This is a genomic window from Pantoea sp. EKM101V, from assembly GCF_011800325.1.
In the GTDB taxonomy this organism is placed as follows: Bacteria; Pseudomonadota; Gammaproteobacteria; order Enterobacterales; family Enterobacteriaceae; genus Pantoea; species Pantoea anthophila.
Window position 1 is genome coordinate 403492 of record NZ_JAALFP010000001.1, and the last position, 23617, is coordinate 427108.

A 23617-nucleotide genomic window follows, 5' to 3' on the forward strand; every position below is an offset into this window, starting at 1 on the left:
TGACTCACACACTTTCCTTTAAGAGTAAAAAACCTGTCGTCAGCTTAGGCAGGCATCATTATGATGTCTAATATATTAATAATCTTAAATGAGACGTTTCAGATATGAATATTGAGTTGCGTCACCTGCGCTACTTTATTGCGGTGGCCGAGGAGCTCCATTTCGGGCGCGCGGCCCGGCGGCTGAACATCTCCCAGCCGCCACTCAGTCAGCAGATACTGCAACTGGAGGCAGAAACCGGGGCCCGACTCTTTAACCGGACCAACCGCAGCGTTCAGCTGACCGCTGCCGGACAGCAATTGCTGAACGATGCCCGCGCCATCCTGCTGCAGGTTGAGCAGGCGGCCGACCGGGCAGCCCGGCTGCATCGGGGAGAAGAGGGCGGGCTGCGAATCGGTTTCACCTCCTCGGCGCCTTTTACCGCGGTGGTCTCCGACGCGCTGTTTCGCTTTCGCCAGCGCTGGCCGCAGGTGCATATTCAGATGCAGGAAATTAATACCCGCCAGCAGCTGGCCCCGCTGCATGAGGGGCGGCTCGATCTTGGCGTGATGCGCAACACGCCGCTGCCCGCCGATCTCGCGCATCAGCTGCTGATGAGCGAGCCGCTGTGTGCGGTGGTGCACAAAGCGCATCCGCTGGCGGATGCCGGCGCGATCTCCGTCACCGCGCTGGCCGCCGAACCCTTCGTCTTCTTTGATGCGCAGGGCGGAACTGCGCTCTACAGCGATATCCTGGCGCTGCTGCATCGCTATCAGATCCAGCCCTATATCACCCAGGAAGTGGGGGAAGCGATGACCATTCTGGGGCTGGTGGCAACCGGTCTTGGCGTCTCCATTCTGCCCGCCTCCTTCCGCCGGGCGCAGCTGGCCGATCTGGTCTGGCTGCCGCTGACGGAAGAGGATGCCATTTCAGAGCTGTGGCTGGTCTGGTCAGCCAGCCGCGAAATCACCGCACCGATGGCGAATATGATGGCGCTACTGCGGGAGAACCGGCCCGGAAGCGCACCCTGACAGAGGCCAATATGTGCGATAAATCACATTTCTAATCAAATATTTGACGCTGTTGCCTGATCTGCCTCACCATGGCGCATGTTTATTTAGAAGCGCGAAAATAACCGGGAGCAGGGTTGTGAATCCGGACAGTCAACCTGGCCATATTGACCAGATCAAGCAGACCAATGCAGGTGTCGTATATCAGCTGATTGACCGTTATGGTCCCATTTCGCGTATCGAACTTTCCCGCCGTGCCCAGCTTGCGCCAGCCAGCATCACAAAAATTGTGCGTGAAATGCTGGACGCGCATCTGGTGCAGGAGACGGAGTTTCAGGAACCCGGCAGTCGTGGCCGTCCGGCCATCGGCCTGATTCTGGACACGGTGGCCTGGCACTATCTGGCCATTCGTCTGCATCGCGGTGCCATGACCTTTACGCTGCGCGATCTCAGCAGTCAGGCGCTGGCCGAAGAGAGCCTGCCGCTGCCCGATGAATCCGCTCAGCCGCTGCTGACCGCCCTGATTGAACAGGTGGATGCCTTCTTTATCCGTCATCAGAAAAAGCTGGAGCGTCTGACGGCCATCGCCATCACGCTGCCGGGGCTGATTAACGCCGCGTCAGGCGTGGTGCATCGGCTGCCGGGCTATCAGGTGCGTGATATGCCGCTGGGCGATGCGCTGGAGGCGCACACGGGATTGCCGGTGTTTGTGCAGCACGATATCTCCGCCTGGACACTGGCGGAGTCGCTGTTCGGCGCTTCGCGCGGCGCGCAGGATGTGATTCAGATCGTGATCGATGAAACGGTCGGCGCCGGGGTGATTAGCGGCGGCCAGCTGCTGCATAAGCGGGGGCGGGCGCTGGTCGAGATCGGCCATACGCAAATCGATCCTTATGGTCAGCAGTGCTACTGCGGCAATCACGGCTGTCTGGAGACGGTAGCCAGTACCGGCAGTCTGCTGGCGCTGGCGGCGCAGCGTCTGGCGGCCCAGCCCGACAGCCTGCTTAATCGTCAGGAGCTGACGCTGTCGTCATTATGTGAGGCCGCCCTGTCGGGCGATCGCCTGGCGCGCGACACCATCGCCAGCGTCGGTCATCACGCAGGCCGGATTCTGGCGATGATGGTTAATATTTTTAATCCACAACATATTCTTATCGGTTCTCCGCTGAATGCGGCGGCAGAGGTGCTGTTTCCGGCGGTGAGCAACACGATTCTGCAGCAGTCCCTGCCTGCCTACAGTGCGGGGATTCAGCTGGCTCCCACCGAATTCAGCGAACCGGGCACACTCGGTGCCGCCGCGCTGATCAAAGACGCTCTCTATAACGGACACCTGTTAGTGAAACTGTTGCAAGGTTAAGCGGGCCTGAACTTGCGCTAACGCAATCTGTTCTCATTCTGGATTCCTTAAAATGCCGTTTCGCAGCAGAGCTAATCACCGATTAGCCGCAACGCTTTGAGAGGAGAAGTGGAGTGAACAGACTATTTGTTACCGGCACCGATACGGCTACAGGCAAAACGGTGGTGTCCCGCGCCCTTTTGCAATGTTTTATTCAGAGCAACGTCAGTGCCGTCGGCTATAAGCCTGTCGCGCGCTGCGCGGTCAAAACCGCTGATGGCCTGCGTAACAAAGATGCACAGGTTCTGCGAAGCGCTTCATCCATCGACCTGCCTTATGAGGCGATTAATCCGCTGGTGTTTGAGGAGGAGGAGATCTGTACCCACCCCAGCCAGATGATCGACTATTCCCGGCTGACTCAGGGTCTGACACATCTGACGCAGCAGGCCGAACAGGTGGTGGTGGAGGGCACCGGCGGCTGGCGCAGTCTGATGAACGACGGACGTCCGCTCTCGCGCTGGGTTGCAGAACAGCAGTTGCCGGTTGTGCTGGTGGTCGGTATCCAGTCGGGCTGCATCAGTCATGCGCTGCTGACCGCGGAAGCCATCGCGCACGATGGCCTGCCGCTGGTGGGCTGGGTGGCTAACCGCGTCAATCCGGGGCTGGCGCACTACAGTGACATCATTGAGGTGCTGCGTGAAAAGATTGCGGCACCGCTGCTGGGTGAACTTCCTTATCTGCCCCGTCCTGAACAGCGCGATCTGACCTCCTGGATCGATATTTCTCTGCTGGAGCAGCCCGATCTGCACGCTGTGAGTGCAAAGATCGCCTGATAATGAAACAAAACAAGTCATCTGAGCGGGTCGTGAGCCTAAAGTTTCAGGCTCGCGACCCGTTTCCTGCAACTATTTCCGCTTATATTTGAATGACCTGGATCGTTAACCGCAAATCCCCGACGTGATGGCGCAGAAAATGCATTAACTCCGCTAACCACACAGAGCTGGAGCACCACCATGTCGCACTCGCACGAGAAAGGTTTGTTATATGGGCTTGAAGCCCGCATTGGTCCCGTACCGGCATTCTTTGCCGCACTGCAGCATCTGCTTGCCAGCGTCGTCGGCATTATTACCCCGCCGCTGATTATCGGTTCGGTGCTGGGACTGCAGGCCTATATTCCTTATCTGATCAGCATGTCCCTGTTTGTTTCCGGTCTGGGCACCTTTATGCAGGCCCGGCGCTTTTATGGCGTCGGTGCCGGGATGATCTGTCTGCAGGGCACCAGCTTTGCGTTTCTGGGGGTGATCCTGTCGGGTGGGTTAATGATCAAGGGGCGTGGCGGTTCACCTGAAGAGATTCTGGCGATGCTGTTTGGCTGCAACCTGGTGGCGGCACTGATCCCGGTGGTCATCAGCCGCTGCGTCGGCGCGCTGCGCAAGGTGCTGACGCCGGTCGTCACCGGCACAGTGATTACGCTGATTGGTATCAGCCTGATCAAAGTGAGCATCACCGACTGGGCGGGCGGTCACAATGCCACGGACTTTGGCGCGCCGGGAAATCTGGCGCTGGGTGCGCTGACGCTGCTGGTGATTGTGGCGCTGAACCGCTCGCGAAACCGCTGGGCGCGGCTGGTAGCCGTGGTCGCGGGTATCGCCGTGGGGTGTGTGGCGGCGGCGTTAACCGGCCATCTGCAGCTGAAGGCTGCGCCGGAGAGCAGCTGGCTGGTGCTGCCGGCCTTTTTCCGCTTTGGTTTCGCCTTCGACTGGACCATCTTTCTGCCTATCGCGCTGGTATCTGTCATCGCGGTGATTGAAGCGGTGGGCGATCTGACGGCCAACTGTCTGATTTCACAGCAGCCGATCATCGGTAAGCCTTTCCAGCAGCGGTTGCAGGGCGGTATCGTCGCCGATGGCCTGAGCTGCGTGCTGGCCGCGGTTTTTTCGGCCTTTCCTAACACCACCTTCGCGCAGAATAACGGTGTCATCCAGATGACCGGCGTTGCCAGCCGCTACGTGGGGATGCTGCTTGGCATTATGCTGGCGCTGCTGGGGCTCTTTCCGGCGGTTGGCTCCCTGCTGCAGCAGATCCCACCGCCGGTACTGGGCGGCGCGACCGTGGTGATGTTTGGCAGCGTGGTTGCGGCCGGTATCCGGGTGATGACCCAGACACCGCTTGGTCGCCGCGAGATGCTGATCGTCGCCATCGCCTTCGGCATCGGGCTGGGTGTGGAAGCGGTGCCGGACGTGCTGAAGCAGTTCCCGCCGCTGATCGGCAGCCTGTTTGGACATGCGGTCACCACCGGTGGCATCCTGGCCATTGTGCTGAATCTGGTGCTGCCGGATGAGGCGCGGACGGTGGAAGAGGTTGAGGCAGAGACGCTGACGGAGGGATGACCGGCTGAGAGGAATCCGCCAGCGGGACGGGTTGCCAGCCTGTGGCCCGGCTTGCTGTAAGATCGCACCTGCGCAGGGAACAGGGTCAGATCGGAAAGACGCAAAAGATGTCATCCATGACAGGCTCGGCCCGCGCCATCCCTGGCGCGGGACGCTTTCCTCTTCTGACCCTGTTCCCTTCGCCTTAAGCAACGTTATTGCGGTTTAATTCGGGCCTGTCGGCGGTAACAAAAAAGGGCCGTGTGGCCCTTTCATCAACAGAGGTGTTTACGTATTCAGACGACGACGCGTGCGGCCTGAACTCAGGTAGTCGGCGATATAATCCTGCGAAATCTCACCGCTGTAGCGACCCTCCTCATCAACAATCGGCATCCAGACCGTGTTGTGTTCATAGAGCTTTGACAGCACCACGCGCAGGTTCTCTTCCGCTTTGCCGGTCACCTTAAAGGTGTGCAGGCGCTCTTCACAGCGGCCGCTGACGTTGCGCGCCTCGCGACGCTTCACAAAGCCCAGCGGTTTGCCATCCTCATCGACCACGGTAATCGAGCGCATATCGTTCTCATCCATGGTGCCAAAGGCTTCCTCCAGCGGCGTAGAACGACGCACGGTAATGGTGGGCTGCTGATCGGTGACGTCCCCCGCCTGCACCAGCAGCAGGCGCTTCAGCGTGCGGTCCTGACCGACAAACGAGCCGACGAAATCGTTCGCCGGTGTGGCCAGCAGCTCATCCGGGCTGGCGCACTGCACGATCTTACCCTGACCAAACACCGCAATCCGGTCGCCGAGCTTCAGCGCCTCATCGATATCGTGACTCACCAGCATCACGGTTTTCTTCAGCTGACGCTGCATATCAAGAAACTCGTTCTGAATGACTTCACGGTTAATCGGGTCAACCGCCCCGAAAGGCTCATCCATCAGCAGCACCGGTGGATCCGCCGCCAGCGCACGAATCACCCCGATGCGCTGCTGCTGACCGCCGGACATCTCTCGCGGATAGCGATGCAGGAATTTAGTCGGGTCCAGCGCCACCATGCTCATCAGCTCGGTCGCGCGCTCGTGACACTGTTTCTTATCCCAGCCCAGCATGCGCGGCACCACGGTAATGTTCTCTTCGATGGTCATGTTCGGGAACAGTCCAATCTGCTGGATCACATAGCCGATGTTGCGACGCAGGGTGGTGGTGTCCTGCGTACTGGTATCTTCGCCATTAATCAGAATCCGGCCACTGGTGGCAGGGATAAGGCGGTTAATCATCTTCAAGGTGGTGGTTTTTCCGCAGCCCGATGGCCCCAGCAGGACGCACATCTCACCGGCTGGCACATGCAGGCTGACGTTATCGACGGCTTTATTGGTGGTACCGTTTTTCTGGGTAAAGGTTTTCGTCAGGTTTTCCAGCGTGATCATTATCGAATCCCCTTAGGAGTCAGCGCCTGCTGCAAACGGTGCAGCAGCCAGTCAAGAAAAATAGCCAGCAGACAGATCATCAGTGCCCCGGCAATTAACATGCGAATATCACTGCCGCTGATGCCATCCAGCAGCAGCTGGCCCAGGCCACCGGCTCCAATCACGGCGGCAATCGCCATGACGCCGACGTTCATCACCACGGCGGTGCGGATGCCGCCAAAAATGACCGGCAGCGCCATCGGGATCTCCACCCAGCGCAGACGCTGCCAGAAGGTCATGCCGATACCACGACCCGCCTCACGCAGACCGCCCGGCAGGTTCTCCAGTGCGGTGTGCGTGTTGCGCACAATCGGCAGCAGAGAATAGAGGAACACAGCGGTGATGGCGGGCAGCGCACCGATGCCCTGACCGATCATTGAAAAGAGCGGGATCATCAGACCAAATAGCGCAATGGTCGGGATGGTCAGCACCACGGTGGCAATGCCGAGAATCGGGGCCGCCAGCCACCGGACCCGGACAATCAGAATGCCGAGCGGCACGCCAATGACAATTGCCAGTCCGACCGCGACCAGCACCAGCCAGCTGTGCTGCCAGCTCAGGGTCAGCAGGGTATTCCAGTTATCCATGATGTAGTGAAGGGTATCCACAGTGCCTCCTTACAGCATGTTTTTGGATTGAAGGAAATCACGCGCCACTTTCTCTGGTGACTGGTGATCGATGTCGACCCGCTTATTCAGCTCGGTAATCGCCTCATCGGTGATCTGCGCAGAGAGCTGATTGAGCGCGGTGTCCAGACCCGGATGGCTCGCCAGCACATCCTGACGCACCACGGGCGTCACGTTGTAGCTGGGGAAGAAATGCTTATCATCTTCCAGCACTTTCAGGTCGAATCCTTTTACCCGGCCATCGGTGGTGTAGATCAGACCGGCATCGACAAAGCCGTCGCGAATGGCGTTATAGACCAGGCCGGGGTCCATCTGCCGGATCTGCGGGCGATCCAGCGCCAGGTCGTAGGTTTTCTGCAGCGGCTTCATGCCGTCGCTGCGCCCTGAAAACTCCAGGTCCAGCCCGAGTCGCCAGTTATGGTCCGGGTCGGTCTTCCGCACCTGCTCAATCTTTGAGACCAGCTGCGACATCGTGCTGATACCCTCTTTTTCGGCCCGTTTCCGGGTCATGGCAAAGGCGTAGGTGTTGTTCATCGGTGCCGGATCGAGCCAGACCAGCCCCAGTTTTGCATCCAGTTTTTTCACCGTCTCATAGGCCTGCTGAGACGACATCGGCTGGCTGATGTGGTTGAAAATAATCAGTGAAGTCCCGGTGTACTCCCAGACCATATCGATCTGCTTATTCAGCAGCGCGTTACGGCCGATGGTGGTGGCAATATTCCGTTTGGGCACCACCTCAAAGCCTTTCTTCTTCAGCCACAGGACGGTCATGGCGGAGAGAATATGCTGCTCGGTAAAACTCTTGGTCGCTATCACCAGCGGGGCAGCCGCCTGTGCCGTCTGGCTTAGCAGCAGCGTCGCGGTAAGCGCCACCACGCTCTTCTTTATCCAGTGCGTTAGCATTGCAAAGCTCCTTGTGGTCAGACCGCCGCGTGCGGGCTCAGTAAGCGGCCCAGTGCAGCCAGCAACATATCCAGCACCAGTGCCACCAGTGCGGTAGCGACAGCGCCGAGGATCAGCGTCGGAAAGTCATTCAGATAGATGCCGGGGAAGATCAGCTCGCCGAAGCTGCTGGCCCCGATCAGGAACGCCAGCGGGGCGGTTCCGACATTGATGGCCGTTGCGATGCGCACGCCGGAGAGGATCACCGGCAGGGCGTTGGGCAGCTCCACCCGGCGCAGACGCTGCAGTTTAGTCATACCGATGCCGTTGGCGGCTTCAATCAGTGACGGGGGAACGGCGCTCAGGCCGGAGAAGGTGTTGCGGACGATAGGCAGCAGCGAGGCCAGAAACAGGGCTATCAGCGCCGGACGGTCGCCAATCCCGATAATGACCATCGCCAGAGCCAGCACCGCCAGCGGCGGCAGGGTGTTACCGATGTTGAAAATCTGCATCACATACTCGGCCCAGCGGCGGGCAAACGGGCGACTGAGCAGGATGCCGCTGGGAATACCGACCAGCAGGGCGAACAGCATCGACCAGAACACTAAGAAGAGGTGTTGTTGCCCGAGATAAAGCAGGTCGACCTTACGGGCGACCAGCTGATCCCAGCCGAGGCCCCAGATCAGCACCGCAATCACTGCGACCACTGCAAGCAGTGCCAGACCGGCGCGTCGGGCCAGTGAAGCATTTTGCATAGGAGAATCTCCCTGATAACGATCTCAATTGTTATAACAGCGCTAAACAGTCCGACAGATGCAGCAAAAAAGGCCGCCGCACCCAAAACCGAAACTGCGATAAAATGTAGACAAAATGCGTATTTACCTACTCTTTTTCAGTCAACACTGAGAAAGATGCTTTACTGCTATAGCAGCCCTTTACCCGGCAAGCCAGCTTTTCAGCCTTTCTCAGGCGAGTGAGAAACTGGTTAAAATGGTGTTAAGGCCGCGTAGCCACTGGGCTGATGCGTCAATAAAAAAAATTCATCGACTTTTAGTGACACCGTCACAGATGGTGCAGGAAATGCGCACGTTCAGGAAACTGCACGGGCTGATTTTCAGCTAGCCTTGCTGATAAAAAAGGAACCCTATGACTGAAAGCGCACAACTCCGGACCGGACACCGCCACTGGATACTGATTGCCTGCATGCTGGCGATGTTTATGGCGGCTATCGAAGTCACCATCGTGGCCACCGCCATGCCAACCATCATTGCCGACCTCGGCGGTTTTTCGCAGTTTGGCTGGGTCTTCTCCATCTATCTGCTGACGCAGGCGGTCAGCGTGCCACTCTATGGCCGGCTGGCGGATAAGGTGGGGCGTAAAACCATGTTTTTTACCGGCACCTCCCTTTTCCTGATCGGATCGGTGCTGTGTGGCTTCGCCCACTCCATGACCTGGCTGATCCTGTTCCGGGCGTTTCAGGGGCTGGGGGCGGGGGCCATCATGCCGATCAGCTCCACCATCGTGGCGGACATCTATTCGCCGCGCGAGCGCGCCAGCGTTCAGGGCTGGCTCTCCAGCGTCTGGGGCGTGGCGGCCATCGTCGGGCCGCTGACCGGTGCCTGGCTGGTGCAGCACTTCAGCTGGTCCGTGATTTTCTGGGTCAATCTGCCGATTGGCCTGATCAGTATGCTGATGCTGGCGCGCTGGTTACCGGCGCATCAGCAGGAGGAGAAATCGGCTCCCCTCAACCTCGCGGGCAGCGGCTGGCTGATGCTCTGCGTCTCCGCGCTGCTGGTGGCGCTGTTGCAGGCCGAGCTGCTCGGATACTGGCTGATCCCTTTTCTGCTCTGTTCACTGCTGGCAGGCTGGCAGCTAAAACGCCACGAGCAGCGGGCCGCGGCACCGCTGTTTCCGCTGGTGATCTGGCGCAGCCGGCTGATCATTGCCGGTAATGCGGGCAACCTGATTATCGGGGCGGCCATGATGGGGATCAGTGCGTTTCTGCCGACCTGGATTCAGGGGATCCGCGGCGGTACGCCGTTACAGGCGGGCAGCGCGCTGGCGATGATGTCGATTGGCTGGCCGCTGGCCAGCACCCTGAGCGGCAGACTGATGCTGCTGACCTCCTATCGCTTTACCGCCCAGCTCGGCGCGCTGCTGCTGGTCAGCGGCAGCGCCTTACTGCTGCTGCTGCAGCCCGCCAGTTCACTCTATCAGGCGGGCTTTACCGCCTTCCTGATTGGCACCGGCATGGGGATGACCAGCACCACGTTTCTGGTCTCCGTGCAAAACGAGGCGGACTATCAGATTCGCGGCATCTGTACCGCCTCGGTGATGTTCAGCAGGATGATCGGTTCGGCGGTGGGTACGGCGATCATGGGAGCAGTGCTCAATCTCAATCTGCAGTGGCGGCTGCCGCAGGTGGCCGATCCGGTGCAGCAGATTATGTCTGAACCCAGCCGTCAGCAGCTGGCGCCGCAGGCGCTGCAGCAGATGGTGCAGGCGATTGCAGCCTCACTGCACTGGGTGTTTGTGGTGGCGCTGGTGATTGCGCTGTTTGCGCTGGGTGTGGCGTGGATGATGCCGCGTCAGCGGCCGGAACAGGCGGAGTAAACGGCAGGGCGACAGACCGTCGCCCTGATTAACACAGGTTTATTGCTGCGCAGGCGCGTCCTGAGAACTGCCGGCACTGGCGGGCACGCTGGCCTCGTCATCCCGGCCGGTACGCTTGTAGACAATCTTCTGGCTGTCGTTTTCACAATGCCCGACCACCTGACCGCCCGCCTGATCGACCTGATCGTTGGCGACGATGTCGAGAGTGAAGCCCGATTCAGGCACGCCGTTCTGAACAATTTTCTGACTGATGTCGGCTTTTACCGATTCGCAGGAAGCCTGCGCCATCAGCGGCAGCGAGAACAACGCTGCGGTGAACAAAACCCTCTGTAGCTTCATCACGTCTTCCTTATGTTAGTCGTCCGTCATTACTATAGCGCAAATTCAGGGAGTGACCGGGCGGCCTGAGCGGCGGTCCAGACAGCGCAGAGTGTTGGGCTCCCAGTAGGCGTTCAGATTGAGGCTCTGCTCGCACTTGTCGCGGGTGTCGAACGCGCGGTCGGTTTTATCAAACTCTTTTTCTACGCGGCTGTTCACCTTGTTGCGTAGCATCCGCGTGTCATTCCATTGCTCTTTATTCTGGCGAGCCGCTTCGTTACTCAGCGCAGAACTGCCATCTTCGATGATCAGGCGGTTGGTGGTCGCACCCGCCGTTAAGGCGGTACCAGACAGCAGAACCAGAAGCAGAGCAGGGATCATTTTTTTCATCAGGCTATCCTTTCGTTATCGCCAACATCGCCATCCGGGACGGCTGTTGCAGCGGGTCCGGGTAGTATATCATCGCCGTTTCTTTGCTCACCAGTGGTGCGTGGTTTGTTTAAGTTCAGGAGAGGTATGGGTGCTGATTAAAACCGCCTTGCTGTTTTTTATCACCGCCCTGGCGGAGATCACGGGCTGTTTTCTGCCGTGGTTATGGCTGAAAAAAGGCGGCCCGGTCTGGCTGTTACTGCCGGCGGCGGCCAGCCTGGCGCTGTTTGTCTGGCTGCTAACCCTGCATCCTGCCGCCAGCGGCCGGGTCTATGCCGCGTATGGGGGCGTCTATGTGCTCACTGCGCTGCTCTGGCTGCGGGTGGTGGATGGCGTGAAGCTGAGCGTCTGGGACTGGAGTGGCGCACTGATCGCGTTCAGCGGCATGCTGATTATCGTTCTGGGCTGGGGACGTGGCTAGCGCCAGCCGGGAGAGCTGGCGCGCAGAGGATTAAGGCTTGTGCACCTTCAGGCCCGCCAGCGTCTGGCTGACCGGCATCATCTCCAGCGTGTTGATGTTGACGTGCGCTGGCAGTGTGGCCACCCAGTAAACCGCTTCCGTGACATCTTCCGGGGTCAGGGCAGTGGCACCTTCATAGACCTGACCAGCTTTGTCATCATCACCTTTAAAGCGGACGTTAGAGAACTCGGTGCCGCCCACCAGCCCCGGTTCGATATCGGTCACGCGCAGCGCGGTGCCGTGCAGATCGGTGCGCAGGTTCAGGCTGAACTGCCGCACAAATGCCTTTGTGGCCCCATAAACGTTGCCGCCGGCATAGGGCCAGCTACCGGCAATCGAGCCGATATTGATGATATGGCCCACGTTACGCTCGACCATCTGCGGCAGCAGGGCGCGGGTCATATAGACCAGGCCTTTCGTGTTGGTATCGATCATGTTTTCCCAGTCTTCCACACTGGCTTTGTGCGCGGGCTCTATGCCCAGCGCCAGACCGGCATTGTTCACCAGGATATCGATAGCGCGCCACGCCGCCGGTAACTGCGCCACAGCCTCTTCAATCGCGGCGCGGTTCCGCACGTCCAGCTGGACGGTGTAGAGATTCTCACCCAGCTCATCTTTCATCGCTTTTAAGCGTTCGGCGCGGCGTCCGCTGGCGATCACTTTGTGCCCGTTTTTGATAAAGCGGCGGGTAATACTTTCACCAAAACCGGCCGTCGCACCGGTGACAAAAATAATCATCTCACTGTTCCTTATGCCATTTTCAACGTCGATGGCTTCACCATAGCATGCTATTTCGGCTTCTGCGCGCAGAAAAACGGGCAGGGGGGGAAACCCCTTTTTACGGGCAACGTCCTGCGCCTTTTCGGGGCGCACTGCACCGTTAAGGGGCAGGGCAGCAGCCAGCCTGTGCGTCAGACACGCCGCCAGAATCGGCAATTGCGCTTAGCAACCGATTGCGACATGAAAGCAAACGGTTGCTATGCTTTTTACAGGCTTTTTTGTTGCGCAACAAGCGCGAGTTTATATAAGCACTTGATATTTATAGGTTTTAAAGCAGATTAAATCTGGCACGCAGGTTGCAAAGAGTTAAACAGAGAGTTAACTGCACCACCTCATCGCGCTTTCAGAAAGGAAACAGCATGCACCCAGCAACCGACACGGCGATACGCGCCAGCTTCTTTGACTTCACCGGCGTGGTGGATCATCCCGATGATCTGGCAACGCAGGCCCGCTATCTGGAGGATGGCGTGTTGCTGCTGCGTGACGGACGTGTGGCCGGGCTGGAGAGCTGGGAGACGGCTGAGGCGAAGCTGGCGGGCCAGCCGTTCACTGACCTGCGCGGCCGGCTGATCGTGCCGGGCTTTGTGGACACCCACATACACTATCCGCAGACGGAGATGATCGGTGCCTTTGGCGAACAGCTGCTGGAGTGGCTGAATCACTACACGTTCCCGGTGGAGGCGCAGTATCACTGCCCGGATCATGCCGCCCGGATGTCCGCCTTTTTCCTGCATCAGCTGCTCTCCAATGGCACCACCAGCGCGCTGGTCTTTGGCACCGTGCACCCGCAGTCGGTCGAGGCGCTGTTCAGCGCCGCCGAAGCGCTGAACATGCGGCTGATTGCCGGGAAAGTGATGATGGATCGCAATGCGCCCGACAACCTTACGGAAACCCCGGAACAGAGCTATCAGCAGACCCGGGCACTGATTGAACGCTGGCATCAGCGCGGCCGACTGAGCTATGCGCTGACGCCGCGTTTTGCCCCGACCTCTTCGCCGCAGCTGCTGGAAAAAGTGCAGCAGCTGCGTCAGGAGTTTCCCGACACCTGGCTGCACACCCATCTCAGCGAAAACCCGCAGGAGGTGGCCTGGGTTAAAGCACTCTTTCCGGAACGCGACGGCTATCTGGATGTGTACCACCATCATCAGCTCACCGGCCGCCGCAGCGTGTTTGCCCACTGCCTGCATCTGGAAGAGAAGGAGTGGCAGTGTCTGCACGACACCGACTCCTCAATTGCCTTCTGTCCCACCTCTAACCTGTTCCTCGGCAGCGGCCTGTTTAATCTGAAACGCAGCTGGCAGCAGGGCGTGAAGGTGGGAGTGGGCACCGATGTCGGCGCGGGCACCACCTTTAACATGCTGCAGACCCTGGGCGAAGCCTACAAGGTGGGCCAGTTGCAGCACTACCGGCTCAGCGCCGCCGAAGCCTTTTATCACGCGACGCTGGGCGGGGCGCGGGCACTCGATCTCGACCACGCCATCGGGAATTTCAACACCGGCAAAGAGGCGGATTTTGTGGTGCTCGATCCGGCAGTTTCTGCCCTGCAGCAGCTGCGCATCGGCAACAGCAAAGATATCTGGGAAAAACTTTTTGTCTTAATGACGCTGGGCGACGACCGCAATATTGCCCAGACCTGGGTGGCCGGTCGCCCGGTCTGGCAGCGTGACGCACAGGAGCAAGCCGCATGATCCAGTTTCTGCTCAATAACCAGCTGGTCAGCGAAACCGCGCTCGACCCCAACCTCACTATCCTTAACTATCTGCGAACCCGTCAGCAGCGGCCCGGCACCAAAGAGGGCTGCGCCTCAGGCGACTGTGGCGCCTGCAGCGTCACCCTGGGCAAAGCGGTGGATGGCAGGATGCAGTATGAAACGGTCAACAGCTGCCTGACCCTGGTCTCCACGCTGCAGGGTAAACAGCTGATCACGGTTGAAGATTTACGTCACGGACGGGCGCTGCACCCGGCGCAGCAGGCGATGGTTGACTGCCACGGCTCGCAGTGCGGCTTCTGCACGCCGGGCTTTGTGATGTCGCTGTTCACGCTGCAAAAAAATGCCACGGGCTGGGATCGTCATCAGGCGGAAACCGCGCTGGCGGGCAATCTCTGCCGCTGCACCGGCTACCGGCCCATCATGGCGGCCGCCGAGCAGCTCTGTTCGCAGCCGGTGACGGATCAGTTTGATCACAGCGCCGCGAGTACCGTGCAGCGTCTTGAAGCGCTGGCGACCCCGGAGATGCAGGAGACGGGCGCAGCAGGGCGGCGCTGCTTCCTGCCTAAAACCCCGGCGCAGCTGGCGGAGATCTATCTGGCGCATCCCGAAGCGGTACTGATTGCCGGTGGCACCGATCTCAGCCTGCAGATCACCCAGCAGCATAAAAGGCTGCCGCTGCTCATCGCCCTGGAGCAGGTTGCCGCGCTCAAGGTCTGCAGTGAATTTGATGACCATTATCTGCTGGGTGCAGGCGCGTCGCTGCAACAGGTCAGCGATTTTCTGGCCAGCCGCATCCCTGGCGTGAGCGAGATGCTGCAACGCTTTGCCTCCCTGCAAATCCGTCTGCAGGGCACGCTGGGCGGTAATATCGGCAACGCCTCTCCAATCGGAGACGCGTCGCCCATGCTGCTGGCGCTGAACGCAAGCCTGATACTGCAACGCGGCGAGCAGCAGCGCTGCCTGCCGCTGAACGACTTTTTTACCGGCTACCGGCAGACCCGGCTGGAAAAAAGCGAGTTTATCCGCGCGATTCGTATCGATAAGGTGACGGTGTCACCTGACTTTGTCGCCTGGAAAGTTTCCAAACGGCTGGATGACGATATCTCAGCGGTCTTTGCCGCCTTTAACCTGCACACCGAACAGGGCATCGTGACCGATGCCCGCGTCGCCTTTGGCGGCATGGCGGCCACGCCGCAGCGGGCGCAGCACTGTGAACAGGCGTTGATTGGTCAGCCCCTCAATGCCGTGACGGTGTCACGTGCAGCGGCCGCACTGGCCGACGATTTCCAGCCGCTCTCAGATTTTCGTGCCAGCAGCGCCTATCGGCTGCAGGTGGCGCGTAACCTGCTGCGCCGCTTTCTTCATCGCTATAACGGCGAAATAACCTGTACCGAGGTGACCCGCTATGTCTCATAACCGTCCTGAACTCAACGAAGCGGTAATCGAGGCGCAGTATGCCGCCGATCTGCAGAGCGGCGTGGGCCGCAGTAACCGCCATGAAAGCGCGGAAAAACATGTCTCCGGGGAAGCGCGCTTCATCGACGACAAGCCGGAGCTGCCGGGTCTGCTGCATCTCTGTCCGCGCCTGAGCGAGCATGCACATGCGCGGATTGTGCGCATCGACGTGCAGCCCTGCTACGCCGTGCCGGGCGTGGTCAGCGTGTTAACCTGGCAGGACGTTCCTGGCATCAATGATGTCGGGCCGCTGGAGCCGGGCGACCCGCTGCTGGCGCATGACAAAGTCGACTATCTGGGGCAGATCGTCCTCGCCGTGGCGGCGGAGTCGCCGGAGGCGGCCCGTCTCGGTGCCGCCGCCGCAGTGATTGACTATGAGGTGCTGGAACCGCTGCTGGATGTGGAGCAGGCGCTGGCGCAGCGCAGTTTCGTTCAGGAACCGCACGTGCATCAGCGCGGTGATGTGGAAGCGGCACTGGCACGTGCGCCACATCGGGTCAGCGGCGCGTTTCACATCGGCGGACAGGAGCATTTTTATCTGGAAACCCAGACGGCGATGGTGGTCCCCGGCGAAGATCACCAGCTGCAGGTCTTCTCCTCAACGCAGAACCCCACCGAAGTGCAGAAGCTGGTGGCAGAGGTGATGGGCATCAGCCTGAATCAGGTGACCATTGATATGCGGCGTATGGGCGGCGGCTTTGGCGGCAAAGAGACGCAGGCGGCCGGTGTGGCCTGCCTCTGCGCCATTGTCGCCCGTCAGACCGGGCGGGCGGCGAAGATGCGGCTCTCCCGCCGCGACGACATGCGTGTCACCGGCAAACGTCACCCCTTCTTTGTGCGTTATGAGGCGGGCGTGGAGGAGGATGGCCGGCTGTGCGGTATCAAAATCGATCTGGCGGGAAACTGCGGTTATTCACTGGATCTCAGCGGATCGATTGTCGATCGTGCCATGTTTCATGCCGATAACGCCTATTATCTTGGCGATGCGCGGATCACCGGCTATCGCTGCCGCACCAATATCGCCTCTAACACCGCCTATCGCGGGTTTGGCGGCCCGCAGGGAATGGTGGCCATCGAGCAGATTATGGATCACATCGCGCGGGAACGCGGGCTGGACCCGCTGGAACTGCGCAAGCGTAACTACTATGGCAAGCAGGAGCGCAACATCACTCATTACCACCAGCAGGTAGAGGACAATCTGCTGGATGAGATCACGGCGCAGCTGGAGGCCAGCAGCGACTATCAGGCGCGCCGGGCGGAGATCAGCGCCTTCAACGCCCGCAGCCCGCTGCTGAAGCGCGGACTGGCGCTGACGCCGGTGAAATTCGGCATCTCCTTTACCTCCAGCTTTCTCAATCAGGCAGGTGCCCTGATCCTGATTTACACCGACGGCACGGTGCAGCTAAACCACGGCGGCACCGAGATGGGCCAGGGACTGAACACCAAAGTGATCCAGATTGTCGCCGAGGTGCTGCAGATTGAGGTCGATAAGATCCAGATCACCGCCACCGACACCGGTAAAGTGCCTAACACCTCGCCAACCGCGGCCTCCAGTGGCGCGGATCTCAACGGTAAAGCGGCGCAGAATGCCGCTGAGATCCTGCGTGACAGAATGACGGAGATGCTCTGCAGGCTGCATGAGTGTGATGCCAGCGCGGTGAGTTTCCGCAACGGCGTGGTGCGCGCCGGCGAGAAGCATTACACCTTCGCCGAGGTGGCAACGCTGGCGTGGCTGAATCAGGTGCCGCTCTCCGCCACCGGCTACTACCGCGTGCCGGGGATTCATTACGACCGGCTGGCGGGGCGCGGCAAGCCGTTCTACTACTTCGCTTACGGGGCCGCCTGCTGCGAGGTGGTGATCGACACCTTAACCGGCGAATCGCGCCTGCTGCGTGCCGACATCCTGCATGATGTCGGGGCCTCGCTGAATCCGGCCATCGATATCGGTCAGGTGGAAGGGGGATTTGTGCAGGGCGTGGGCTGGCTCACCTGTGAAGAGCTGGTCTGGAACGACAAAGGTCAGCTGCTGACCGATGGACCGGCGAGCTACAAAATTCCGGCCATCAGTGATGTGCCGGCCGATCTCAGGGTCACGCTGGTGGAGAACCGCAGGAATCCAAAGGATACGGTGTTCCACTCCAAGGCCGTGGGTGAGCCGCCGTTTATGCTGGGCATTGCCGCCTGGTGTGCACTGCAGGATGCGGTTGCCAGCGTCGCCGACTACCGGCAGCACCCTCATCTGGATGCCCCTGCCACGCCGGAGCGGATCTTCTGGGGCGTGCAGCGTCTGGCAGGAGCAGAACATGATTTACCATGACTGGATAGGCGTCCTGCATCAGCTGCGGGAGAAGCGGCAGAGCTGCGTCCTGGTCACCGTGCTCAGCGAGCACGGTTCGGTGCCGCGTGACAGCGGCAGCAAAATGGTGGTGACGCAGCAGGAGAGCTTCCTCACCATTGGCGGCGGTCATCTGGAGTTTCAGTGCATCGCCCAGGCCAGGGCGATGCTGCAGAGCGGGGCAGGCGCGCCCCACACCGAGGAGTACAGCCTGGGCGCACGACTGGGCCAGTGCTGCGGCGGCAAAACCACACTGCTGTTTGAGCCTCTGCTGCAGGCGCAGCCGGAAATCTATCTGTTCGGCGCCGGGCATGTCGGCCAGGCGCTGGTGAACCTGCTCTCTACGTTACCCTGTCACATCAACTGGATCGACAGTCGTCCCGGTCAGTTCGGCCACGTGCCTGCCGGTGTGGTGACGCAGCAGCCGGAGGAACCGATCGAGTGCGTGGCGGAGGCTCCCGCCGGGAGCTACTTCATTATCATGACCCACCACCATCCGCTCGATTTTGCGCTGTGCGAAGCGGTGCTGAAACGCAACGACTTTGCCTATGCCGGGGTGATCGGTTCAGAAACGAAAAACCAGCGTTTTCGCTACCGGCTCGCTGGCCGTGGCGTTGGCACGGAACCGCTGGCGCGGCTGCGCTGTCCGATCGGTCTGCCTGACGTCAAAGGCAAGCTGCCCGCCGAAATCGCCGTGGCGATTGCAGGTGAAATAATCAGCTTCTATCAGCAGCGCATCGCCTGAGTTGTCGCCTCAGCCGCAACCTGTCAGGATAGGTCTTTGCGATGCCCATCAGGAGCGAACCATGAACGCCCGTCAGAATCCCTTCTTCAGCGTCAGCACACTGCCTTATCAGGCGCCCCCTTTTGATCAGATCCAGCAGCAGGACTTCCTGCCCGCGCTTGAGGCGGGCGTTGCGGAAAAGCGTCGGGAGATCGATGCGATTGCCCATAACAGCGAGGCTCCCACCTTTTCCAACACCTATGAGGCGCTGGAGAAGAGTGGACAACTGCTCAACCGGGTCAATCTGGTGTTCAGCGCCATGACCTCCGCGCATACCAGCCCTTTGCTGCAGCAGGTGGATGAGGAGATTGCGCCGCAGCTCACCGCACTTAACGATGACATCATGCTCAACCGGCCGCTCTTTTCCCGGCTTGACGCTGTCTATCTGCAGCGCGCCAGCCTGGACAGCGAATCAAAGCGGCTGGTCGAGGTGGTCTGGCAGCGCTTTCAGCTGGCGGGAGCTAACCTGCCGGAGGCGCAGAAACTGCAGCTCAAAACGCTGAATCAGGAGGCGGCGCGTCTCAGCACCCGCTTCACCAATAAACTGCTGGCGGCGACGCAGGCGGGCGGTCTGGTGGTCCGGGATGCGCAGCAGCTGGCGGGGCTCTCCCCGGCCGACCTCGCGGTGGCGCAGGCGGAAGCGCGGGCGCGCGGGCTGGAAGACAGCTGGCTGCTGGTGCTGCAGAACACCACGCAGCAACCGGCGCTGCAGAGTCTTTCCGATCGGGCGACCCGTGAAGCGCTGTTTCAGGCGGGCGTGACGCGCACGGAAAAAGGGGATGACAACGATACCCGCGAGCTGGTGTTACGGCTGGCGCAGGTCAGGGCGGAGCAGGCCCGGCTGCTGGGCTTTACCAGCTATGCCGCCTGGAAGCTGCAGGATCAGATGGCAAAAACCCCTGAGGCGGCGCTGGCCTTTATGCGCAACATCGTGCCTGCCGCGCGTGCCCGTGCGGAACGGGAAGCCGCCGCGATACAGCAGACGATCGATCAGCAGCAGGGCGATTTTCTCCTGCAGGCCTGGGACTGGCGTTTTTATGCCGAACAGGTGCGGCGTGCCCGTTACGATCTGGATGAAAGCCAGATCAAACCCTACTTCGAGCTGAACGCGGTGCTGCATAATGGCGTCTTCGAGGCGGCAACGCGGCTCTATGGCATCCGTTTTACGCCGCGTCAGGATCTGCCGGTTTATCACCCGGATGTGCTGGTCTATGAGATTTTCGATGCTGATGAGACGCCGCTGGCGCTCTTCTACACCGATTTCTTCAAGCGCGACAGCAAAGGCGGCGGCGCATGGATGAGTAATTTTGTAAACCAGTCGATGCTGCTCGACAGCAAACCGGTGATCTACAACGTCTGCAACTACACGAAACCGCCTGCCGGTGAGCCGGCGCTGCTGAGCTGGGATGACGTGATCACGATGTTCCACGAATTTGGTCATACGCTGCACGGCCTGTTTGCCACGCAGCGCTATCCGGGGCTCTCAGGCACCGAAACCCCGCGCGATTTCGTCGAATTTCCGTCGCAGATTAACGAGCACTGGGCCAGCGAGCCGTCGCTGTTCCGTCACTACGCCCGTCACTATCAGACCGGGGAGGCGATGCCGGATGCGCTGCATGAGAAGATCGTCCGCGCCGCTCAGTTCAACAAAGGCTATGAGATGAGCGAGCTGCTGGCTGCCGCCCTGCTGGATCAGCACTGGCACGGCCTGACGCCGGACAACGCACCGCAAAGCGTGGCGGGATTTGAGCAGCAGTCGCTGCAGAGCGACAACCTGGCGCTGGCGGCGGTGCCTCCGCGCTATCGCTCCAGCTATTTCCAGCACATCTGGGGCGGCGGCTATGCTGCCGGTTATTACGCCTATATCTGGACGCAGATGCTGGCGGACGATGGCTATCAGTGGTTTGTGGAGCATGGCGGGCTGACGCGGGAAAACGGCGAGATCTTCCGGCAGAAAATTCTGTCGCGGGGCAACAGCAGCGATCTGAAAACGCTGTATGAAAGCTGGCGGGGCGCCGCGCCTCAGCTGGAGCCGATGCTGAAAAATCGCGGTCTGGCGGAGGAGTAAGGTGACGGGCTGTCTCACTGACAGCCCGGTTCAGGATCTCAGCCCAGCGGGCCACCTTCGATGGTTTCACACATACCGGCCAGCACCCGCTCGCCGGTTTCGCTTTTCAGTGACTGATACCACGCCGCGGTGATCGCCGGGTCGTGCGCGTGGGTCACCTCGCAGCGTTTACGGGCTTTCAGCACCAGATCTTTGACCCGTTCCACCCGTCGCGCCTGATAGCGCAGCAGCGCATCTTCGATCCCCAGTGAGTGAGACGCCAGCGTCGCGGCCAGCACCACCGCATCTTCCATCGCCGCGCAGCCGCCCTGACCGATATCGGGGGTGGTGCTGTGCGCCGCATCGCCGAGCAGGGCGACGCGGCCCTTTACAAAACGGCTGAACGGTTCGATGTCATGGATCTCAACCCGGTTGGTGGTCTCAGGATTGATGGCCGCGATCAGCTGCTGAACCGGCTCAGCCCAGCCCTGGAAATAGCCGGTTAAATCGGCTTTCACCGTGCTGCGATCCTGCGGCAATCCTTTCGGCAGCGGCACATCAAAGAAGAAGTAGAACCGGTTGCCACTGACCGGCATCAGCGATACCCGCTTGCCGTCACCGACAAACGTCGTCCACTGATCGGCAGGCGCGATGCGTTCATCAATGGTCACCAGTCCGTTCCAGTTAACGTAACCGGCATAGCGGCGCTCCAGCTTCTGCTCCAGCACATACTCGCGCACCACCGAATGGGTGCCGTCGGCGGCAATCAGAAAGTCGCCCCGCACCTGACTGTTATCGGTGAAGGTGGCAATGACGCCCTCTGCAGTCTCTTCGACCTGGATGACCCGCTTGCCAAACTGCACCCGTTCACGGCCAAAGGTATCAATCAGCATCGCCTGCAGTTCAGCACGCGCCACCGGGCAGGGGTATTCGCCGACCTGCTGCACCAGCGGGGCCATACTGAAGCGGGTCAGGGGCGCGCCGGTTGCGCCGTCGTGATAGGCCATATAGGCCATGTTGCCGCCCAGTGCGCGCAGTTGCTCTTTCATGCCCAGCGCATTCAGGCACTTTACGCCATTAGGCCAGATAGAGATCGCCGCGCCGACCGGCTTCATCTCCTGCACGGCTTCAAACACCTCGACTTCTATTCCGGCTTTTTCCAGCGCAATGGCGCTGCTCATACCGCCAATCCCGCCACCAATCACGATTGCTTTCATAATGCTCTCCTGTCTGCATAGAGAGGTCGCTGCAACTTTTGTACCAGACCGGCGCATTCAGGGTGCGGGTTGATATTTGAGTTTTAATTCATTGGCTTAGTGGGAGGAAAGGGCGTTTATGGCGCAGGGCCTGACACCCGCAACTGCACCATGATGTGGCAAAGCAGCGGGTCAGCGTGGTGCAGTCGCGGGTGCGCTGTATCATTTGTTTCATCGGCCGTGGGCTGACCACCTGGCGTAATCATCAGCGCGTAGGGGGAACCGTCCGCGTTCTGTTTCGTTTGTTTAAAAGTTTTAAACTATATGCGTCATTTCAGGCGATATTAATTTTCACAAATAATTAAACATTCACATAACAAATGGTCCGTTTATTGCCCGAACAAATAGTGGGATATTCAACAAGGGGTTAGCCTGACACAAAAAAACACAGGTGTTACGAAACTGAGAAAAGATCGCTTTCATGCCTGCTTTATCACCGAAAGCAATCATTAGAAAAAGCGGAGAGGCCGCGCCACGCGGGCCTTTTTAGGATATTGCTCAGACGAAACAGCCGCAGCTGCATGCTATAGATGATGCCGTATACAAGGACTCTGGAGAGCGTGCATGAAAATTGGAATTACGAATAATCAATATCCGGAGCAGCGTAATATTTTAGTGAATCCGGCAAACGAATATATCAATCTGAAAAAAGGCAATCTGTTCTATTTTATTAATCCCCTCCGGACCCGCCTGCTTAAGAAAAATAAAACCTTCGTCTTTCAGCCGGTGCCGTTTTCCGGCGCTTCACGGGCTGACATCCTCCATCTGTTCAATGAAGTTGCGATCACCCACCAGAAGTGGGTCGCCTCGTTTGAAACCGAGCTGCCGCGCGTGCTGCCGGTGCCCGGCGTCGCCAAGCGGGATAACCCGGAGCTGAAGCGCTTAATTCCTCATCTGTTAAAAGAGAACTGCCTCGGATTGATCGCAATCTCCGACGCGACGCTGAATATTCAGATGAAGCTGTTCAGCCCGGATGAGGCGCAGAAAATCCGGCGGAAAACGCTGGTGCTGCATCCGCCCCAGACGCTGTTTGTGCAGCATAAGGCGCCACGCCAGCCGGGTGTGCTGAAGCTGGTCTTTGCCGGTAATGAGTTTTATCGCAAAGGCGGGGCGGAAGTGGTGCTGGCGATCAGTGAGCTGATTGAAGAGCGCCGCCTGGAGGAGTCGCAGCTGGACGTGCAGCTGATCGGTGAACTCACCAAACGTCACAACGTCGCCCATCGCCAGTTTCAGGATGATGACGCCTTTTATCGCGGCATCGAGAGCCGCATCGCCCGTTACCGCTGTTTCACGCATCAGGCGCGGATGGATAACCGTGAACTGATGCAGCTGTTCCGCGAGAGCGACGTCGGCCTGTTGCCGACCTGGCAGGAGACCTACGGCTTTTCCGTGCTGGAGATGCAGGCTAACGGCTGTCCGGTGATCACCAGCAATGTGCGGGCCCTGCCGGAGATCAATCCTGCCAGCGCGGGCTGGGTCATCGCCAGTCCGCTGAACGCCGATCGCGAATACAGCATTACCACGCCGGAGCAGAAATCGCAGCTGCGCCGGTCGCTGGTGGAGGGGCTGAAAGCGACGCTGCTGGAGATCGTTGAGCAGCCGGAACGGCTGCAGGAGAAAGGCGAGGCGGCGATCCTGCGCATCAAAGAGCAGCATGATACCCAGCGTTACATCGCCAGACTGAACGATATCTACACCCGTGGCGTAATAAATGCCACCCAACACCCGCCTGTGGTCTCAATTTGATAAGATTTCCCTGACGC

Annotated in this window: 20 protein-coding genes; 12 read left to right on the plus strand and 8 right to left on the minus strand. The window is 59.7% G+C overall.

What is annotated here, in order from left to right; genetic code table 11:
• Positions 1-104 precede the first annotated feature (104 nt).
• The 4 genes from HFD92_RS02015 (at position 105) to HFD92_RS02030 (ending at position 4715) form a co-directional block, all read left to right on the plus strand.
• Positions 105-1010 carry a LysR family transcriptional regulator gene (locus HFD92_RS02015; protein ID WP_167428178.1) on the plus strand — a complete coding sequence of 302 codons (906 nt, stop codon included), beginning with the start codon at positions 105-107 and terminating at the stop codon, positions 1008-1010.
• A gap of 118 nt (positions 1011-1128) precedes the next feature.
• Positions 1129-2346: an ROK family protein gene (locus HFD92_RS02020; protein WP_058957924.1), complete on the plus strand. Its 1218-nt coding sequence runs from the start codon at positions 1129-1131 to the stop codon at positions 2344-2346.
• Positions 2347-2459: 113 nt separating this feature from the next.
• A complete protein-coding gene (gene bioD, locus HFD92_RS02025) occupies positions 2460-3158 on the plus strand; it encodes a dethiobiotin synthase (protein WP_167428179.1) in 699 nt (232 codons plus the stop codon).
• Between the two features lie 180 nt (positions 3159-3338).
• A complete protein-coding gene (locus HFD92_RS02030; protein ID WP_167428180.1) occupies positions 3339-4715 on the plus strand; it encodes a uracil-xanthine permease family protein in 1377 nt (458 codons plus the stop codon).
• Between the two features lie 267 nt (positions 4716-4982).
• Here HFD92_RS02030 and osmV read toward each other — a convergent pair whose 3' ends face one another.
• From osmV to HFD92_RS02050, 4 genes are read right to left on the minus strand one after another with little or no spacing between them, the layout of a single operon-like run.
• On the minus strand, positions 4983-6119 hold the full coding sequence (gene osmV, locus HFD92_RS02035) for an osmoprotectant ABC transporter ATP-binding protein OsmV (RefSeq protein WP_009090137.1): 1137 nt from the start codon (positions 6117-6119) through the stop codon (positions 4983-4985).
• Positions 6119-6766: an osmoprotectant ABC transporter permease OsmW gene (osmW, locus tag HFD92_RS02040; protein ID WP_167428181.1), complete on the minus strand. Its 648-nt coding sequence runs from the start codon at positions 6764-6766 to the stop codon at positions 6119-6121. The genes osmV and osmW overlap by 1 nt, the downstream gene beginning before the upstream one ends.
• A 9-nt stretch (positions 6767-6775) precedes the next feature.
• Positions 6776-7687 carry a glycine betaine ABC transporter substrate-binding protein gene (locus tag HFD92_RS02045; RefSeq protein WP_167428182.1) on the minus strand — a complete coding sequence of 304 codons (912 nt, stop codon included), beginning with the start codon at positions 7685-7687 and terminating at the stop codon, positions 6776-6778.
• A 17-nt stretch (positions 7688-7704) separates the two neighbouring features.
• The gene (locus HFD92_RS02050; RefSeq protein WP_009090143.1) at positions 7705-8421 is read right to left on the minus strand and encodes an ABC transporter permease; all 717 of its coding nucleotides are present in this window, start codon (positions 8419-8421) and stop codon (positions 7705-7707) included.
• A 391-nt stretch (positions 8422-8812) separates the two neighbouring features.
• Here HFD92_RS02050 and HFD92_RS02055 point away from each other — a divergent pair, with 391 nt between their 5' ends.
• On the plus strand, positions 8813-10279 hold the full coding sequence (locus HFD92_RS02055; protein ID WP_111208398.1) for an MDR family MFS transporter: 1467 nt from the start codon (positions 8813-8815) through the stop codon (positions 10277-10279).
• Positions 10280-10318: 39 nt separating this feature from the next.
• Here the strand turns inward: HFD92_RS02055 and HFD92_RS02060 are convergent, their stop codons facing one another.
• A complete protein-coding gene (locus HFD92_RS02060) occupies positions 10319-10618 on the minus strand; it encodes a DUF1161 domain-containing protein (RefSeq protein WP_009090146.1) in 300 nt (99 codons plus the stop codon).
• A 45-nt stretch (positions 10619-10663) separates the two neighbouring features.
• On the minus strand, positions 10664-10987 hold the full coding sequence (locus HFD92_RS02065) for a DUF1283 family protein (RefSeq protein ID WP_167428183.1): 324 nt from the start codon (positions 10985-10987) through the stop codon (positions 10664-10666).
• A gap of 133 nt (positions 10988-11120) precedes the next feature.
• Between HFD92_RS02065 and HFD92_RS02070 the strand changes: the two genes are divergently transcribed.
• On the plus strand, positions 11121-11447 hold the full coding sequence (locus tag HFD92_RS02070) for a YnfA family protein (protein ID WP_033736535.1): 327 nt from the start codon (positions 11121-11123) through the stop codon (positions 11445-11447).
• A 30-nt stretch (positions 11448-11477) separates the two neighbouring features.
• On the opposite strand, the gene ydfG is transcribed toward HFD92_RS02070, so the two are convergent.
• Positions 11478-12224 carry a bifunctional NADP-dependent 3-hydroxy acid dehydrogenase/3-hydroxypropionate dehydrogenase YdfG gene (gene ydfG / locus HFD92_RS02075; protein ID WP_167428184.1) on the minus strand — a complete coding sequence of 249 codons (747 nt, stop codon included), beginning with the start codon at positions 12222-12224 and terminating at the stop codon, positions 11478-11480.
• A gap of 401 nt (positions 12225-12625) precedes the next feature.
• Between ydfG and guaD the strand changes: the two genes are divergently transcribed.
• The 5 genes from guaD to dcp all read left to right on the plus strand — a co-directional run bounded on the left by guaD (position 12626) and on the right by dcp (position 20619).
• Positions 12626-13954 (plus strand): guanine deaminase, encoded by a 1329-nt coding sequence (gene guaD, locus HFD92_RS02080; protein ID WP_167428185.1) that lies wholly within the window; start codon positions 12626-12628, stop codon positions 13952-13954.
• On the plus strand, positions 13951-15393 hold the full coding sequence (gene xdhA, locus HFD92_RS02085; protein ID WP_167428186.1) for a xanthine dehydrogenase small subunit: 1443 nt from the start codon (positions 13951-13953) through the stop codon (positions 15391-15393). The genes guaD and xdhA overlap by 4 nt, the downstream gene beginning before the upstream one ends.
• On the plus strand, positions 15383-17749 hold the full coding sequence (gene xdhB, locus HFD92_RS02090) for a xanthine dehydrogenase molybdopterin binding subunit (RefSeq protein WP_167428187.1): 2367 nt from the start codon (positions 15383-15385) through the stop codon (positions 17747-17749). Before xdhA ends, xdhB begins: the two co-directional genes overlap by 11 nt.
• Positions 17736-18512: a xanthine dehydrogenase accessory protein XdhC gene (gene xdhC / locus HFD92_RS02095; protein ID WP_167428188.1), complete on the plus strand. Its 777-nt coding sequence runs from the start codon at positions 17736-17738 to the stop codon at positions 18510-18512. Before xdhB ends, xdhC begins: the two co-directional genes overlap by 14 nt.
• Before the next feature lie 61 nt (positions 18513-18573).
• Positions 18574-20619 (plus strand): peptidyl-dipeptidase Dcp, encoded by a 2046-nt coding sequence (gene dcp / locus HFD92_RS02100; protein WP_167428189.1) that lies wholly within the window; start codon positions 18574-18576, stop codon positions 20617-20619.
• A 38-nt stretch (positions 20620-20657) separates the two neighbouring features.
• On the opposite strand, the gene hpxO is transcribed toward dcp, so the two are convergent.
• Positions 20658-21815, minus strand: a complete 1158-nt coding sequence (gene hpxO, locus HFD92_RS02105) for an FAD-dependent urate hydroxylase HpxO (RefSeq protein WP_167428190.1) — start codon at positions 21813-21815, stop codon at positions 20658-20660.
• Between the two features lie 603 nt (positions 21816-22418).
• Here hpxO and HFD92_RS02110 point away from each other — a divergent pair.
• Entirely contained in the window at positions 22419-23600 is a 1182-nt protein-coding gene (locus HFD92_RS02110) for a glycosyltransferase family 4 protein (RefSeq protein ID WP_009090167.1), read from the plus strand.
• The last annotated feature ends 17 nt before the right edge of the window (positions 23601-23617 follow it).